The organism is Streptomyces sp. NPDC041796 (assembly GCF_055590785.1).
On sequence record NZ_JBVJAH010000003.1, the window covers coordinates 498,621 to 513,846 of the forward strand.

At 70.3% G+C, this 15,226-nt stretch carries 15 protein-coding genes; 7 read left to right on the forward strand and 8 right to left on the reverse strand.

All coding sequences use genetic code 11. From position 1 onward, the window contains the following. Nucleotides 1–94: 94 nt before the first annotated feature. The 8 genes from ACZ6C1_RS08410 to ACZ6C1_RS08445 form a co-directional block, all read right to left on the reverse strand. Nucleotides 95–1,552, reverse strand: coding sequence for a nucleobase:cation symporter-2 family protein (locus ACZ6C1_RS08410; RefSeq protein WP_469238964.1), 1,458 nt, complete (start codon nucleotides 1,550–1,552; stop codon nucleotides 95–97). 272 nt (nucleotides 1,553–1,824) lie between these two features. Continuing rightward, nucleotides 1,825–3,225, reverse strand: a complete 1,401-nt coding sequence (locus ACZ6C1_RS08415; RefSeq protein WP_469238965.1) for an 8-oxoguanine deaminase — start codon at nucleotides 3,223–3,225, stop codon at nucleotides 1,825–1,827. A 51-nt stretch (nucleotides 3,226–3,276) separates the two neighbouring features. Continuing rightward, entirely contained in the window at nucleotides 3,277–4,677 is a 1,401-nt protein-coding gene (locus ACZ6C1_RS08420; RefSeq protein WP_469238966.1) for a nucleobase:cation symporter-2 family protein, read from the reverse strand. Nucleotides 4,678–4,878: 201 nt separating this feature from the next. Next, the gene (gene pucL / locus ACZ6C1_RS08425; protein WP_469238968.1) at nucleotides 4,879–5,802 is read right to left on the reverse strand and encodes a factor-independent urate hydroxylase; all 924 of its coding nucleotides are present in this window, start codon (nucleotides 5,800–5,802) and stop codon (nucleotides 4,879–4,881) included. Nucleotides 5,803–5,809: 7 nt separating this feature from the next. Next, the gene (gene uraH, locus ACZ6C1_RS08430; RefSeq protein ID WP_469238970.1) at nucleotides 5,810–6,214 is read right to left on the reverse strand and encodes a hydroxyisourate hydrolase; all 405 of its coding nucleotides are present in this window, start codon (nucleotides 6,212–6,214) and stop codon (nucleotides 5,810–5,812) included. Next, the gene (gene uraD / locus ACZ6C1_RS08435) at nucleotides 6,211–6,756 is read right to left on the reverse strand and encodes a 2-oxo-4-hydroxy-4-carboxy-5-ureidoimidazoline decarboxylase (protein WP_469238972.1); all 546 of its coding nucleotides are present in this window, start codon (nucleotides 6,754–6,756) and stop codon (nucleotides 6,211–6,213) included. Before uraD ends, uraH begins: the two co-directional genes overlap by 4 nt. 153 nt (nucleotides 6,757–6,909) lie before the next feature. Then, complete coding sequence (locus ACZ6C1_RS08440) at nucleotides 6,910–7,287, reverse strand: helix-turn-helix domain-containing protein (protein ID WP_469238974.1); 378 nt, start codon at nucleotides 7,285–7,287, stop codon at nucleotides 6,910–6,912. Beyond that, a complete protein-coding gene (locus ACZ6C1_RS08445) occupies nucleotides 7,284–7,565 on the reverse strand; it encodes a YkoF family thiamine-binding protein (protein WP_469238976.1) in 282 nt (93 codons plus the stop codon). The genes ACZ6C1_RS08440 and ACZ6C1_RS08445 overlap by 4 nt, the downstream gene beginning before the upstream one ends. Before the next feature lie 117 nt (nucleotides 7,566–7,682). Between ACZ6C1_RS08445 and ACZ6C1_RS08450 the strand changes: the two genes are divergently transcribed. The 7 genes from ACZ6C1_RS08450 (at nucleotide 7,683) to ACZ6C1_RS08480 (ending at nucleotide 15,210) form a co-directional block, all read left to right on the forward strand. Continuing rightward, nucleotides 7,683–8,819 (forward strand): lytic transglycosylase domain-containing protein, encoded by a 1,137-nt coding sequence (locus ACZ6C1_RS08450; protein ID WP_469238978.1) that lies wholly within the window; start codon nucleotides 7,683–7,685, stop codon nucleotides 8,817–8,819. A gap of 54 nt (nucleotides 8,820–8,873) precedes the next feature. Next, nucleotides 8,874–9,998 (forward strand): RNA polymerase sigma factor, encoded by a 1,125-nt coding sequence (locus tag ACZ6C1_RS08455; protein WP_469238981.1) that lies wholly within the window; start codon nucleotides 8,874–8,876, stop codon nucleotides 9,996–9,998. A 282-nt stretch (nucleotides 9,999–10,280) separates the two neighbouring features. After that, nucleotides 10,281–11,348 (forward strand): ABC transporter ATP-binding protein, encoded by a 1,068-nt coding sequence (locus ACZ6C1_RS08460; RefSeq protein WP_469238983.1) that lies wholly within the window; start codon nucleotides 10,281–10,283, stop codon nucleotides 11,346–11,348. After that, nucleotides 11,345–12,115, forward strand: coding sequence for an MlaE family ABC transporter permease (locus tag ACZ6C1_RS08465; protein WP_469238985.1), 771 nt, complete (start codon nucleotides 11,345–11,347; stop codon nucleotides 12,113–12,115). Before ACZ6C1_RS08460 ends, ACZ6C1_RS08465 begins: the two co-directional genes overlap by 4 nt. Nucleotides 12,116–12,121: 6 nt before the next feature. Beyond that, a complete protein-coding gene (locus ACZ6C1_RS08470) occupies nucleotides 12,122–12,925 on the forward strand; it encodes an MlaE family ABC transporter permease (protein WP_469238987.1) in 804 nt (267 codons plus the stop codon). A 6-nt stretch (nucleotides 12,926–12,931) separates the two neighbouring features. Beyond that, entirely contained in the window at nucleotides 12,932–14,176 is a 1,245-nt protein-coding gene (locus tag ACZ6C1_RS08475) for an MCE family protein (protein ID WP_469238989.1), read from the forward strand. Beyond that, nucleotides 14,173–15,210 carry an MCE family protein gene (locus ACZ6C1_RS08480; protein WP_469238990.1) on the forward strand — a complete coding sequence of 346 codons (1,038 nt, stop codon included), beginning with the start codon at nucleotides 14,173–14,175 and terminating at the stop codon, nucleotides 15,208–15,210. Before ACZ6C1_RS08475 ends, ACZ6C1_RS08480 begins: the two co-directional genes overlap by 4 nt. The last annotated feature ends 16 nt before the right edge of the window (nucleotides 15,211–15,226 follow it).

Here is a 15,226-nt window from a genome sequence, read left to right on the forward strand (position 1 = left end):
CATAGGGGTCCCCGCCCCACACACCCCCCCCCCCCCCCCCCGCACCCCCCCCCCCCCCCCCCCCCCCCCCCCCCCCCCCGGTCGGCCCGGTGCGTCAGTGCACCGGGGCCGTCTTGCCGGCGCGGGTTTCGGAGATTTCCTCGCCCGGTTCCATCGGGGCGGTGACCTCGTCGGCGTCGCGGCCGCCGTTGCCCAGGTGGTTGAAGACCAGGTTCAGCAGGACGGCGGCCACACAACCGGTGGAGATGCCGGAGTCCAGAATGATCTTCGCGGTCTCCGGGAAGGCGTGGTAGAACTCGGGCGCCGTGATCGGGATGATGCCCACCGCCAGCGAGACGGCCACGATCAGGACGTTGTTGTCCTTCTCCAGACCGGCCTTGACCAGGGTCTGGATACCGCTGGCCGCGACCGAGCCGAAGAGGACGACACCCGCGCCGCCGAGCACCGGGCGCGGGACGACCGAGATCAGGGAGGCCGCGACCGGGGACAGGCCCATCAGGACCAGGAACCCACCGCCCGCCGCGACCACGAACCGGCTGCGGATCCTGGTCATGGCGACGAGCCCGATGTTCTGGGCGAAGGCGCTGCACATGAAGCCGTTGAACAGCGGGCTGATGGCGGAGCCGAGGGTGTCGGCGCGCAGGCCGGCCGCGATGGTCTTCTCGTCGGCGGGTCGTTCGACGATCTCGCCGAGCGCCAGCATGTCGGCGGTCGACTCGGTCATGGACACGAGCATCACCACGCACATGGAGATGATCGCGGCGAGGGCGAACTGCGGGGCGCCGAAGTGGAACGGCGTCGGGAAGCCGACGATGTCCGCCTCGGTGACCGCGCTGAAGTCGGTGACGCCGAAGGGTATGGCGATGAGCGTGCCGAGGACGAGGCCGATCAGGACGGCGACCTGCTTGACGAAGCCGCGGGTGAACCGCCGCAGCACCAGGACCAGGACGAGCGTGATCGCCGCGAGCGTGAGGTAGGTGGTCGAGCCGTAGTCGTCGGCGGCCGGATTGGGGCCCTGGGCCCAGCCGAAGGCGACGGGCAGCAGGGAGACGCCGATGAGGGTGATGACGGTGCCGGTGACGACCGGGGGGAAGAACCGCACCAGTTTGCTGAAGTAGGGGGCGGCGATGAAGCCCAGCAGACCGGCGACGATGATCGCGCCGAAGATGACCGGGAGTGCGTCGGCCTTGTCGTCGGTGGTGTCGACGATGGCGAGCATCGGGGCGACACCGGCGAAGGTGACGCCGTTGACGAACGGCAGTCTGGCGCCGATCTTCCAGATGCCGAGGGTCTGCAGGAAGGTGGCGAGGCCCGCGGTGAACAGGCTCGCGCCGGTGAGGAAGGTGAGTTCGGTTCCGGAGAGCCCTACGGCGGCTCCGACGATCAGGGGCGGGGCCACCACACCCGCGTACATCGCGGCCACGTGCTGCAGGCCGCTGGTGAACATCTTCAGGGGCGGGAGCGTCTCGTCGACCGGATGCTTCCGGTCCGCCGGGGCGGCTCCTGCGTCGGTGGCGTCTTCGTCGTTGCGAAACCTGGGCTTGGCGGCCACGTGGGTTCCTCCGGTCGGTTACACGTGCTGGGAGACGTGGGTTTCAGGGAGGTGCTGCAGGTGTTGCGCCCGGGGGGTGTGTCGTATGGGATGCCGACACCCTTCACCGTTCCGGGGGGTGCGTACCTCATTGCGGTACCGCACCCCCCGGTCCGGCTGCCGCGGACCCCGCTCGGGTCCACGGCGACCGGTCGAGGGCCGTCCCCCTCGACCGGACTTCGTGGATCGCCCACCCGCGTCAGGCGCGGGCCGGCGATGTGCGCCGCAGGGGGTCAGCCCTGGGCGGCGATACGGGCGAGGCGCTGGGCCTCGTCCCGGGTGGAGCGCGCGATGGCGTCCTCGTCGACCGTCAGCAGGCGGTTGTTCTCGACGATCTGCTTGCCGTTGACGAACGACGCGGTGACCGGGGCCGCCGCGCCGAAGACGAGGGCGGTCACCGGGTCGGCGATGGAGGCGTGGGCGAGCGTGTCCAGCTTCCACAGCACCAGGTCGGCGAGCTTGCCCTCCTCCAGGGAGCCGATCTGGGAGGCCCGGCCGAGGACCTGGGCGCCACCGAACGTGCCCAGGCGCAGGGCCTGACGGGCGTTCAGGGCCGCCTCGCGGTGCTCGCGGTTGAGCCGGTTGATCAGCAGGGCGTTGCGCAGCTCGGTGTGGAGCTCACCGGACTCGTTGGAGGCGGTGCCGTCGACGCCGAGGCCCACGGGCACGCCGGCCTTGAGCATGTCGGGTACGCGGGCGATGCCGGCGGCGAGGCGGGCGTTGGACGACGGGCAGTGGGCGACACCGGTCTTCGTCCGGGCGAAGGCCTCGATGTCGGAGTCGTTCATGTGGACGCAGTGGGCCATCCACACGTCCTCGCCGAGCCAGCCGGTGGACTCGAAGTAGTCGGTCGGGCCCATGCCGAACAGTTCCTTGCAGAACTGTTCCTCCTCGACGGTCTCCGAGCCGTGGGTGTGCAGGCGGACGCCGAGGCGGCGGGCCAGCTCGGCGCCCTGCTTGAGCAGTTCGGTGGAGACGGAGAAGGGGGAGCAGGGGGCGACGGCGACCTGGGTCATGGCGTCGAAGGAGGCGTCGTGGTGCTTCTTGACGGTCTCCTCGGTGGCGGCGAGGGCGCCCTCGAGGGTTTCGACGGCGAAGTCCGGCGGCAGGCCGCCGTCCTTCTCGCTGCGGTCCATGGAGCCACGGGCGAGGGTGAAGCGGACACCCATCTCGGACGCGGCCTTGATGATGGCGCCGGACAGGTCGCCGGAGCCCTTCGGGTAGACGTAGTGGTGGTCCATGGCGGTGGTGACGCCGCCGCGGGCCATCATGGCGAGGGAGCCCTGGGCCGCCGAGTACCCCATCTGCTCGTCGATCCGCGCCCACGTCGGGTAGAGGGCGACGAGCCAGTTGAAGAGGTTGTGGTCGGTGGCCAGACCACGGGTGATCCACTGGTAGAAGTGGTGGTGCGTGTTGATCAGGCCGGGGGTGACGAGGTGGCCGGTCGCGTCGATGCGCCGGACCACGTTCTCCAGGCCCTCGGGGGCCTTGCCTGCTCCGATCGACTCGATCCTGTTGTCCGCGATGACGAGGTGACCCGAGGCGTACTCGGTGTCGTTGGCGTCGACGGTCGCGATCGCACAGTTCTCGATCACGATGCGCTGGGTAGCGGTCTGGGCTGCCGAAGGTGCCATGGTGCTTCCTTCTTCTTTCGATGGCAGTGGCGATGAGGGCACGGCAGGACCCTAGGAGGATTTGAGTGCCGGGACCGTGTGACGGCTCCGGGTGCCGAGATGGTGGAAGAACAGGTTGAGCAGGACCGCGACGAGCGCTCCGGCGCTGATCCCGGAGCCGAGGACGGTCTGTGCCCAGGCCGGGAACTGTGCGTAGAAGGTGGGCGCGGCGAGCGGGATGATGCCCGCTCCGAGGGCGACGGCCACCAGGATGATGTTGGAGCTGTCGTCGAGCCCGGCCTCGGAGAGCGTACGGATGCCGCTGACCGCGATCGAGCCGAAGAGGACGATACCGGCGCCGCCGAGGACGGGCATCGGGACGAGCGAGACGACGGCGCCGAGCACCGGGAAGATCCCGAGGACCAGGAGCGCGCCGCCGGCGACCGCGACGACGTAGCGGCTGCGTACCCGGGTGAGGGAGACGACGCCGACGTTCTGGGCGAAGGCCGAGGTGGGGAACCCGCCGAAGACGGGGCCGACCAGGGTGGCGATGCCGTCCGTGCGCAGACCTCGGGTGATGGTCCTGCCGTCGGTGCGGCGTTCGCAGATCTCGCCGAGGGCGAGCATTCCGGCGCTGGACTCGGTCATCAGGACCAGCATCACGATGCAGAGGGAGAGGATCGCGGCGGGCTGGAACTCGGGGGCTCCGAAGGCGAAGGGCGAGGGCAGGGCGGCGACGGGCGCCTCTTTCAGCGTGGCGAAGTCGGCCATGCCGAAGGGGATCGCGGCGAGCGTGCCGATGAACAGTCCCAGCAGCAGGGCGATCTGCTTGACGAAGCCGCGGCCGAAGCGCTGGAAGAGCAGGATCACGACGAGCGTGAAGGCGGCGAGGGCGAGGTACTTCGTGGCGCCGAAGTCGGCGGCGTGGGCGTCGCCGCCCTGTGCCCAGGACACCGGTACGGGCATCAGGGTCACCCCGATCAGGGTGATGACGACGCCGGTGACCAGCGGTGGGAAGAAGCGGAGGAGCCTGCCGAAGAAGGGCCCGACGGCGAGGCAGAACACGCCGGCGACCATGACCGCGCCGTAGATCGCGGGCAGTTGCCGGCCGGGGCCGCTGGTCTCGGCGATGGCGAGCATCGGCGCGATACCGGCGGAGGAGGCGGCGTTGACGAACGGCAGCCGGTTGCCGGCGAAGTTCGTGACGCCGATGGTCTGGAGGATCGTGGCGAGGCCGGCGATGAGCAGGCTCGCCGCGATGAGCCGGGTCATCCCGGCGGCGTCCAGGCCGACGGCCTGGCCGATGATGAGCGGAGGGGTGACCACGCCCGCGTACATGGCGGCGATGTGCTGGAGCGCGGCGGGGACGAGCCGCGAGAAGGGGAGCTTTTCGTCCACCGGGTGACAGGTGATCTTCTCCGGTGGGGTGGAACACGGGCCTTCTGCTGCCGGCCCCTTTGCAGGCTGTGCCATTGCTGGTCCCTCCGGTCCGGTGCCGCCCCGCCCTTGGTGAGGGCGGGCGGGGCGGTCATCGGTACCTTTGTCTGGCTCGTCCGGCTCCGGGGCGCTCGACCCGGTGCCGACGGTCGATCGTGCGCGGCAGCTCTTTGCTCGCGGCCTTCGCGCGTTCTCCCCGTCGGCTCCGTCAGCGCCCCTTCACCTCACTCGCCGGCGTCAGAGGTTGGTCATGTCGACCGGGATCCGCGGCTCCACACCGTCCCGGAGGATGGTGGCCTCGATGAGGCCGTAGGGGCGGTCCGCCGCGAAGTAGACCTCGTTGTCGTTCTTCAGCCCGAACGGCTCGAGGTCGACCAGGAAGTGGTGCTTGTTCGGCAGGGAGAAGCGCACCTCATCGATCTCCGACCGGTTGTTGATGATGCGCGCGCCCATCTGGTACAGCGTCTGCTGCAGCGACAGGGAGTACGTCTCCGCGAAGGCCTGGAGCATGTGCTTCTTGACCTGCTCGTAGGACTTCTCCCAGTTGGGCATCCGCTGCTCGTCGTCGGTCCAGTTGAACCGCCAGCGGCCGGAGACCTGGGTGGCCAGGATGCGGTCGTACGCCTCCTGGAGGGTCGTGTACTTGTCCTTCACGTACCCCCAGAACTCCGAGTTGGTGGAGTTCATGACGACCAGGTCCTTCAGACCGGAGATGACCTGCCAGTTCTCACCGTCGTAGGTGATCTCCGACACGCGGGTCTCCTGGCCCTTGCGGACGAAGGAGTGCTTGACCTCGTCGGCGCCGATGAACTTGGAGTTGGCGTCGGAGGTCTCGATGCGCTCCCAGGCGTACTCCTCGATGCGGATGCGCGCCCGGTGGATCGGCTCCTGCGACGTCACGAAGTGACGGGCGAGGTGGATGCCGAACTGCTCGGCGGACTCGATGCCGTACTCCTTGGCGAACGCGTACACCGTGTTCTTGGTGGTGTCGGTCGGCAGGACGTTGGCGTTCGAGCCGGAGTAGTGGACGTCGTCCATGTCGCCGGAGAGGGCGACCGAGACGTTCAGGTCCTTGATGTGGTGGGTGTCGCCGTCCCGCGTGATCTTGACGACGCGGTTCTCTGCTTTGCCGTACTGGTTCTGGCCGAGAATCGTGGGCATGTGTCTGCTAGCTCCCTCGGTAAACGGAGTAGCCGAACGGGTTGAGCAGCAGCGGTACGTGATAGTGCTCGCCCGGTACGACGGCGAACGTGATCGCCACCTCCGGGAAGAACGCGCCGCTGTCCCTTACGCGGGGGGCGTCCTGCTGCGCCTCGGCTTGCTTCACTGTCTTGTTCGAACGCGTGAAGTACGCCTCGGTCTCGAAGTCGAGACGTACGTGGGTGGTTCCTTCCGGCAGGGCCGGCAGGTCCTTGCAGCGCCCGTCCGCGTCGGTCGCCGAGCCGCCGAGAGCCAACCACTGCGCGCCGGACCCGCTGCGGGCCGACAGGGAGATGGCGACACCCTCGGCGGGGCGGCCGATGCTGGTGTCCAGGATGTGGGTGGACACCGATGCGGTGGTTTCCGTGCTCATGCGGCGCTCTCTTCCTCTGCGAGACGGGTCAGCCGGATGCGGTTGATCTTGCCCAGTTCGGTGCGGACGATCTCCCGCTCCTGTTCGGGCGAGTTCCCGATCCGGGTCCGGACCGCGTCGCGCATCTGCTCACCGGTCCTGCCGGTGGCGCAGATCAGGAAGACGTGCCCGAACTTGTCCTGGTAGGCCAGGTTCAGTTCGAGCATTTCCGCCTTGAGGTCCTCGGAGGCGCCGGCCATCCCGCTCTGCTCGCGGGAGGAGGTCGGGTCACCGGGCTTCGGGCGGCCGATCGGCGGGTGCCCCGCCATCGCCTCGGCCAGGTCCTCCGCCGTCAGTTCCGCCATGGCGGCGTCACTGGCGAGGAGGAGGGCCTCGGTGGTGGCGTACGGGCGCTGGGCGAGCAGCTTGCTCCCCCACGCCGAGCTGGCGCACACCTCGTGCAGGGCGGCGAGCGCGTCGCCGTCCGTGGCGGTGTTGAACCGTGTGAGGCCCGCGGGGGGTTCGGGGGTCTCCCCCGAAAGGCGCTGTGTACTCGACGTCACGGGAGCCTCCGTGGCTGATTTTGCTGTGCTTGGACGGGCTGCGGATAGCTAACGCCCTCGCCCAACGTGTCGTCAACACTTTGTTGAAACTTCGGTGACACAAAAGCCGCCGTCCCGGCATACGGACGGCGGCCGACTGCGCAACGTGGTCACCTACTCACTCTTGGCCGCATTCTCGCGGTTCAGGTAGTTGTACACGGTGAACCGGCTGACCCCGAGGGCGCCCGCGACCGTCTCGACACCGTGACGGACGGAGAACGCGCCGCGCGCCTCCAGGCTCCGCACGACGGCCTGCTTGGTCTTGCGGTCCAGCTCGGCCAGCGGCTTCCCGTGCCGCCGCTCCATCGCCGCCAGGATGTGGTCGAGCGAGTCCGCCAGCTGCGGCAGCCGTACGGCGAGAACGTCCTCGCCCTCCCAGGCCAGGACGACGTCGTCGGCCGTGGCCTGCTCCGGCCCCAGTATCTGGGCGCCCATCGCGTCGACCAGCGGCTTCACCGCGCTGACCAGAGGGTGATCTCCCGGCTCGGTCACTTCTCGTCCCCTCCCGCCGTCCCGGCGTACCCGGCCTCGCCGATCACGTTGACCTGCAGCGAGACCCGGGTGGCACCCGCGCCCAGAGCCTGGCGGAGGAGGGCGTCGACCGCGGTGAGCACCGCGTCCGCGCCGCCTTCGGCCGTGTTGCCGAACGGACCCACGTCCACGGCGTCCAGATCGGCCGCCTGGATGACCTCACGGGCCACCACCGCGTGGGCCGGTGCCTCGTCCAGGTCGAAGGGCTCTGTCGTGAACTCCACTCTCAGTCGCTGCATGCCCCCACGGTATGCAATCGCGCCACCCGCGTGCGACGGACGGGGGCCACCGGCCCGTAGAGGAGGTGACAGGACGGTCGCGCAGATCGAGCAGATCGACAGGGAGGGGCGTACACCATGAAAAACGCCGCGAAAGCAGCGGACAGGGTCAAGGCGGTACGGGGAGCGGTGGCCGCAGCGGCGGCGATGGCGGCGCTGACCGCGTCGCAGGCGCCGGGGGCGGCGGCCTCGGCGGCCGGGAACGAGCCCCCGGCCGCACCGAGTGCGGGTGTCTCCGGCGGCTCGCCCTACCGCACGGAGCTGCCGCCGTTGCGGACGCCGGGCGGGGACGCGGCGGAGAAGGGGCGTGCGGCGGGGAAGGCGCACGCGGCGGCCCGGCGGAACGCGGCGACCGGCGGTGGCGCGCTGCCGGCCACCGTGTTCGCGGCCTACCAACAGGCGGAGGAGAGGCTGGCGGACAGCTCGCCCGCCTGCGGTCTGCGCTGGCAGCTGCTGGCGGCGATCGGCCAGGTGGAGTCGGGGCACGCCCGCGGCGGCCGGGTGGGCGCGGACGGTACGAGCCTGACGCCCATCCTGGGGCCGCGCCTGGACGGCAACGGGTTCGCGCTGATCAGGGACACGGACGGCGGCGCCTTCGACGGGGACGCGGTGTACGACAGGGCCGTCGGGCCCATGCAGTTCATTCCCTCGACCTGGGCGGTCTGGGGCGCCGACGCCAACGGTGACGGCGTCGCCGATCCCGGAAACGTCCACGACGCCGCGCTGGCGGCCGGGCGTTACCTGTGCGCGGACGGACGGGACCTCTCCGTCCCCTACGAGCTGGACCGGGCGATCCTCGCCTACAACCACTCCGCCGCCTACCTGCGCACGGTCCGGGCCTGGTTCGCGTACTTCCTGGAAGGCCACCGGGTGGTGCCGGATCCGGCGGCGGCAGCGGCAGTGGTGGGGCCGGATCCCTCGCCGTCCGGGGCGCCCGCCCGCCCGGCCGGTTCGGGTGACGACGGGCGCGGTGCCCCGCCCTCCCCCGCGCCGTCGCGCGAGCCCGCGTCCACGCCCCCTCCTTCCTCCTCACCGGCTCCGCCCTCGACCTCGCCCTCGCCCTCGCCCTCGGGTTCGCCGACGCGGCCCGGAACGCCTTCGGAACCCACCCTTCCGGTTCCGGATGTCGAAGTCGTCCTGCCTGGTGGGCCTGTGGGCAACGGTAAGGACTCGATGGCTGTCGCCCCCTCCACAACTCCGGATACCGGGCGGTAATGTCGCGCTCCCCGCAGGCGTCAGGGGTCGGCGGGTGAGCACGAAGGGGCCCTCATGGCTACGGACATGCATGCACCGTCGGACGACGACCGGTGGCAGCGGGCGTGGAGCCACCGCGAGGACCTGCTCAAGGTGGCCCGGCGCAGGTCCCTGAGCCCGGAGGACGCCGAGGACGCCGTGCACGAGGCGATGCTGCGGGCCGCCGAGCAGCCGCACCTCGACGACGAGCGCCTCGGTGCCTGGCTGACGACGGTCACCATGCGGCTGTGCGTCGACCGCCACCGGCAGGTCCGCCGCGAGGCCGACCCCGGCCGGGTCGCCGCGCTGGTCCCGCCCGGCCCCGCGCCGGTCGACGAGCTGGTCTGCGACCGGGCCGAGGCGACGTGGCTGGCCCGGCGGAGCGGCGAGCTGCCCGCCCGGCAGGCCGAGGCGCTGTGGCTCAAGTCCGAGGACCTGGACGTCGGACAGGTCGCCCGCAAGATGGGCCTGAGCTACCGCACGGTCGAGTCCCTGCTGGCCCGGGCCCGGCGCACGCTGCGCAACTCGCTCGCGGCCACGCTGGCCCTGCTCCTGTGGCTGTGCGGGCGCGGCCGCCCGCGCGGCGCGGGCAACGCCCATGTGGTGGCCGCGGCCTCGACGGCGGCGACGCTGGCCGTGGCCGGGCTCGTGGCGCCGTACGCCCACGACTGGTCCCAGGACGAGCCCTCCCCCTCGCCGCCGGTCACCTCCGGGGCCACCGACGTACGCCCCAATGACGGCACCCACCCGCTGCCGTCCGCCCGAACCGGCGCCCCGGGCCCGGATCGGGTCGCGCGGGTCCCGTGGGGCGGCGGCCCGTCGACGGGCCCGCTCCTTCCGGAGCCCGCACTCCCGGCACTGCCACCGCTGCCTTCGCTGCCCCCGCTCCCCAGCGCGGACGTTCCGCCGGTCGGGGAGGTCCCGCAGGTGCCGCAGGTCCCGGCACTTCCGACGGTCTCGAAGGTGCCCGAGGTCGCCGGTATCCCGGAAGCCCCGAAGATCCTGGATGTCCCGGACATCACGGACGTCCCGGACGTCACGGAGGTACCGGAGGTTCCGGAGGTTCCGGACGTCCCCCAGGTGCGGGAGACACCCCGGGTGCCGAACGGGCCCGAGGCTCCCGAGGCGCTGCCCGGCGACTCCGCGTTGCCGGCCTCCTGACCGCCCGGCGGCTCCGGCCGGTGCGGGTGGGGCGCGGCCCCTCCGGGCTCGTCTCCTCAAGGCCGGCGGCCTTGGGCATGGGTCTTGGGAGGCCTTCCGACGCCGCCGACCTCTGCGGGCACGACCTGCACGGCCCCGCCCCGCCCCGGCCGTACGCCGGCTGCGGGCCGGTGACGCCGCTGTTTCGTCCCCGTGAAAAATCTTCGGATCCGCGCGACGGACCGACCGGCCCTCCCCGTAGAGCAGATGTCGGAGCTGCTCCACGGCTGAAGGGTGAACCGGATGGGTGTCGAGATCTGTGTGGAAGGACTGACGAAGTCCTTCGGCCACCAGGTCATCTGGCAGGACGTCTCACTGACACTGCCCGCCGGGGAGATCTCGGTCATGCTCGGCCCCTCGGGCACGGGCAAGTCGGTGTTCCTCAAGACGCTCGTCGGGCTGCTGAAGCCCGAGCGGGGGTCGATCGTGATCGCCGGCCAGGACATCACCACGCTCCGCGAGCACGACCTGTACGAGGTGCGGAAGCTCTTCGGTGTCCTCTTCCAGGACGGCGCGCTGTTCGGGTCGATGAACCTTTACGACAACATCGCCTTCCCGCTGCGCGAACACACCCGCAAACCGGAGAGCGAGGTCCGGCGGATCGTCCTCGAGAAGATGGACATGGTCGGGCTGATCGGCGCCGAGGAGAAGCTGCCCGGCGAGATATCCGGCGGTATGCGCAAGCGGGCCGGTCTGGCCCGGGCGCTGGTCCTCGATCCGGAGATCATCCTGTTCGACGAGCCGGACTCGGGGCTCGACCCGGTGCGCGTGGCGTACCTGAACCAACTGATCGTCGACCTCAACGCCCAGATCGACGCGACCTTCCTGATCGTCACGCACGACATCGCCTCCGCCCGCCAGGTCCCGGACAACATCGGGCTGCTGTTCCGCCGCGAGCTGGTGATGTTCGGGCCCCGCGAGAAGCTGCTGACCAGCGACGAACCGGTGGTCCGCCAGTTCCTCAACGGCCGGATGCAAGGGCCGATCGGCATGGCGGAGGAGAAGGACGCCGCGCAGGTCGCGCAGGAGCTGGCCGAGCTCGACGACCGCTCCGTCGCAGCGCCCGTCACGCCTCGCCTGCTACCGACCGCCGGGATCACCCGCCCGCCCCGCTGGCAGGCGATCGCCGAGCGCGAAGCGGAACCTGAGGCCGAACGCGCCGCCGAAGCCAAGGCGAAGCGTTCCGCCGAGCGTGCGGCCGAAGGGGAAGCGGAACGCGAGCCGGAAGCGGAACGCGAGCCGGAAGCGGAACGCGAGCCGGAACGCGAGGCCGAGCGTGCCGCCGAGCACGAGAGGGAGCCCCGCGCATGAGCCTCTCCCCCATCGGCGCCCTGCGCCAGTCCGGCAGCCTCTTCGCGATGGCCCTGGACGTGCTGCGCACGCTCCCCCGGCGGCCGTTCCAGGTGCGGGAGTTCATCCAGCAGGCCTGGTTCATCGCGAGCGTGACCATCCTGCCGACCGCCCTGGTCTCCATCCCGTTCGGCGCGGTCATCGCGCTGCAGATCGGCAGCCTGACCCGGCAGCTCGGCGCCCAGTCGTTCTCGGGCGCCGCCTCGGTGCTCGCCGTGCTGCGCGAGGCGTCGCCCATCGTCACCGCGCTGCTGATCGCGGGTGCGGGCGGCACGGCGATCTGCGCCGACCTCGGGGCGCGCAAGATCCGCGAGGAGATCGACGCCATGCAGGTGCTGGGTATCGATCCCATTCACCGGCTGGTGGTCCCCAGAGTCCTGGCGTCGATGCTCGTGGCGGTCCTCCTCAACGGCCTCGTCTCGGTCGTCGGTGTGGCCGGCGGCTACTTCTTCAACGTCGTGCTCCAGAACGGCACGCCCGGCGCGTACCTCGCCTCCTTCACCTCCCTCGCCCAGATCTCCGACCTGTGGGCGGCCGAGATCAAGGCCCTGGTCTTCGGCGCGATCTCGGCGATCGTCGCCTCGTACAAGGGGCTGACGGCGAAGGGCGGTCCGAAGGGCGTCGGCGACGCCGTCAACCAGTCCGTGGTGATCACCTTCATGTTGCTGTTCGTGACGAACTTCGTGATGACCGCCGTGTACTTCCAAGTCGTTCCGCAGAGGGGGTGACGACGCATGGCCTTGTTGCACCGCCTGGAGGAACTGGGCACCCAACTCGTCTTCTACGGCCGCTCGCTGGCCTGGACCGGGCGCACCCTGCGCCGCTACAAGAAGGAGGTCCTCAGGCTGCTGGCCGAGGTGAGCTTCGGGCGCGGCGCACTCGCCGTGGTCGGCGGAACGGTCGGCGTCATCGCGTTCCTGTGCTTCTTCACCGGCACGGAGGTCGGACTCCAGGGGTACGCCGCGCTGAACCAGCTCGGCACGTCGAACTTCGTGGCGTTCCTCTCGGCGTACTTCAACACCCGGGAGATCGCGCCGCTGGTGGCCGGGCTCGCGCTGTCGGCGACCGTGGGGGCCGGGTTCACCGCCCAGCTGGGCGCGATGCGGATCAGCGAGGAGACGGACGCGCTGGAGGTGATGGGCGTCCCCTCGCTGCCGTTCCTGGTGACGACCCGGATGATCGCCGGCTTCGTGGCGGTGATCCCGCTGTACGTGGTCGGGCTGCTGTCCTCGTACTTCGCCGCCCGCACCATCACCACCGGCTACTACGGCCAGTCGGCCGGCACGTACGACCACTACTTCCAGCAGTACCTGCCACCGGTGGACGTGTTGTGGTCCTTCGGCAAGGTGATCGTCTTCGCCGTCGTGATCATCCTGGTGCACTGCTACTACGGCTACTACGCGAGCGGCGGCCCGGCCGGTGTCGGCGTCGCGGTGGGCCGGGGCGTGCGGACGTCCATCGTCGCCATCAATGTCCTGGACTTCTTCCTCAGCCTGGCGATCTGGGGCGCCGGCACGACCGTACGGATTGCGGGGTAGGGGCCGATGCGCACACCTGTGAAACTGCGGCTGTACGGGATCGTCTTCCTCGCCGCCCTCGCCCTGCTGCTCTCGCTGTCCGTCGCCGTCTACCAGCAGGTGTTCACCTCCGTCGTACGCATCACGCTGGAGGCCGGCACGCTCGGCAACCAGCTGGAGCCACGCGCCGACGTGAAACTGCGCGGGCTGCTGGTCGGCGAGGTGCGCGACGTGCGGGCGGACGGCGAGAAGGCCACTCTCGACATCGCGCTGAAGCCGGAGCACGTCTCGCGCATCCCGGTCGATGTACGGGCACGGCTGCTGCCCAAGACGCTGTTCGGCGAGAAGTACGTCGACCTCGTCCCCCCTCCCGGCTCGACGGCGCGCGCCATCCGCGCCGGTGACGTCATCAGCCAGGACCGCACCACGGTCGGCATGGAGGTGCAGCAGTTGATGAACGACCTGCTGCCGTTGCTGCGGACGGTGAAGCCCGCCGAGCTCAACGCCACGCTCTCCGCGTTCGCCACCGCCCTGGAGGGCCGGGGCGACCGGATCGGCGACAACCTCGTACGCGTCGAGGACTACCTGAGCCGGCTGAACCCGCACATGCCGTCCATCAAGGAGAACATCTCCCGGTTCGCCGATGTGGCCGAGGTGTACGGAGACGCCGCGCCCGATCTGATGAAGATCCTGCGCAACACCGTCACCACCAGCCGCACCCTCGTCGAGAAGCAGGACCAGCTCGCCGCCCTGTTCACCTCCACGGCGACCATGTCCCGCACCGCCGACGGCTTCCTCGACGACAACGGCGAACGGCTCATCACCCTGGGCCGTGTCTCCCGGCCCACGCTGGCGCTGTTCGCCCGGTACGCGCCGGAGTACCCGTGCCTGCTCAAGGGCCTGGTGCGGCAGGAGGAGGCGGCGGAAGAGACCTTCAGAGGCGGAGAAATGCGCATCACCCTGGAAATCGTCCGTCCGCGCCCGGGTTACGAGCCGGGCGAGGAGCCGCGCTACGCGGATCGCTCCGGCCCGAACTGCAGAGGGCTCCCCGGCCCCGGTGTCCCCGCCGGGCACACCAAGCTGAACGACGGCACGCGGGACGTGACGGCAGGCGGGGCGACCGCACACCAGTCGTCCGCCACGGCGGCCGAGCAGCGGGCCGTGGGTTCACTCGTCGCGCCCGTCATGGGTGTACCGGCCGACGAGGTGCCGGCGGTGGCGACGCTGCTGTTCGGGCCGATGGCGCGGGGGACGGCGGTGAGCGTCGCATGAGCCGTACGAAGAGCGCGCGGAGCACCGCGGCACCGCTGGTCAAGTTCGGCGTCTTCGCGGTGGTGACGATTCTCGCGACCACACTGCTCGCGGCCACCATCGTCAGCATCTCCTTCACGCCGGAACACACCTACAGGGCCGTCTTCAGCGATGTGACCAGCCTGGAGGAGGGTGACGACATCCGGGTGGCGGGCGTGCGGGTCGGTGAGGTGGAGGAGATCGCCATCAAAGACCGGACGCTGGCGGAGGTGACCTTCACGGTCACCGAGGACCGGCCGCTGCTCGCCGGCACCGGTGCGGTCATCCGGTACCGCAGCCTGGTCGGGCAGCGGTACATCGCGCTGACGGAAGGCACCGGTGACGGCACCCGGCTGCCGCCCGGCGGGACGATCCCGTTGTCGCGCACCCAGCCCGCCCTCGACCTGAACGCGCTGCTGAACGGTTTCAAGCCGCTGTTCGCCGCGCTCAGCCCCAAGGACGTCAACCAGCTCGCCACCGAGATCGTCAAGACGCTCCAGGGAGAGGGCGGCACGGTCAACAGCCTCCTCGCCCACACCGCGTCGCTGACCACCACGCTCGCCGACCGGGACCAGCTGATCGGTTCGGTCATCGACAACCTCAACACCGTGCTGGCGACGCTCGACCAGCGCGGAGCTCGCTTCTCGGGGCTGATCGAGCAGCTCCAGCGGGTGATCTCGGGGCTGTCGGCGGACCGCAAGCCCATCGGGGAGTCGCTGGTGAACATCAACAACCTCACCGAGGCCACGTCGGGCCTGCTCCAGGACGTCCGGCCGCCGCTGAAGGCCGACATCGCGGAGCTGACCGAGCTCACCGCAACGCTGAACGAGAACGAGAAGACCGTGGAGGGCGTGCTGAAGCGGCTGCCGAACAAGCTGAACAAGCTGACGGGGACCGCCTCGTACGGCTCCTGGTTCAACTTCTACCTCTGCGACTTCGACGGCCGGATCGTGCTGCCCAAGACCGAGGAAGTCATCACCCCCGAGTTCCACGTCGCCCGGGCGAGGTGCGCATGAAACCCCGCGTGAAACC

Bases quoted from the DNA above. Each gene is read 5' to 3' on its own strand.
- ACZ6C1_RS08415 (WP_469238965.1), bottom strand. From the start codon at position 3,225: ATGGCACCTTCGGCAGCCCAGACCGCTACCCAGCGCATCGTGATCGAG.
- ACZ6C1_RS08420 (WP_469238966.1), bottom strand. From the start codon at position 4,677: ATGGCACAGCCTGCAAAGGGGCCGGCAGCAGAAGGCCCGTGTTCCACC.
- pucL (WP_469238968.1), bottom strand. From the start codon at position 5,802: ATGCCCACGATTCTCGGCCAGAACCAGTACGGCAAAGCAGAGAACCGC.
- uraH (WP_469238970.1), bottom strand. From the start codon at position 6,214: ATGAGCACGGAAACCACCGCATCGGTGTCCACCCACATCCTGGACACC.
- ACZ6C1_RS08445 (WP_469238976.1), bottom strand. From the start codon at position 7,565: ATGCAGCGACTGAGAGTGGAGTTCACGACAGAGCCCTTCGACCTGGAC.
- ACZ6C1_RS08450 (WP_469238978.1), top strand. From the start codon at position 7,683: ATGAAAAACGCCGCGAAAGCAGCGGACAGGGTCAAGGCGGTACGGGGA.
- ACZ6C1_RS08455 (WP_469238981.1), top strand. From the start codon at position 8,874: ATGGCTACGGACATGCATGCACCGTCGGACGACGACCGGTGGCAGCGG.
- ACZ6C1_RS08460 (WP_469238983.1), top strand. From the start codon at position 10,281: ATGGGTGTCGAGATCTGTGTGGAAGGACTGACGAAGTCCTTCGGCCAC.
- ACZ6C1_RS08465 (WP_469238985.1), top strand. From the start codon at position 11,345: ATGAGCCTCTCCCCCATCGGCGCCCTGCGCCAGTCCGGCAGCCTCTTC.
- ACZ6C1_RS08470 (WP_469238987.1), top strand. From the start codon at position 12,122: ATGGCCTTGTTGCACCGCCTGGAGGAACTGGGCACCCAACTCGTCTTC.
- ACZ6C1_RS08475 (WP_469238989.1), top strand. From the start codon at position 12,932: ATGCGCACACCTGTGAAACTGCGGCTGTACGGGATCGTCTTCCTCGCC.
- ACZ6C1_RS08480 (WP_469238990.1), top strand. From the start codon at position 14,173: ATGAGCCGTACGAAGAGCGCGCGGAGCACCGCGGCACCGCTGGTCAAG.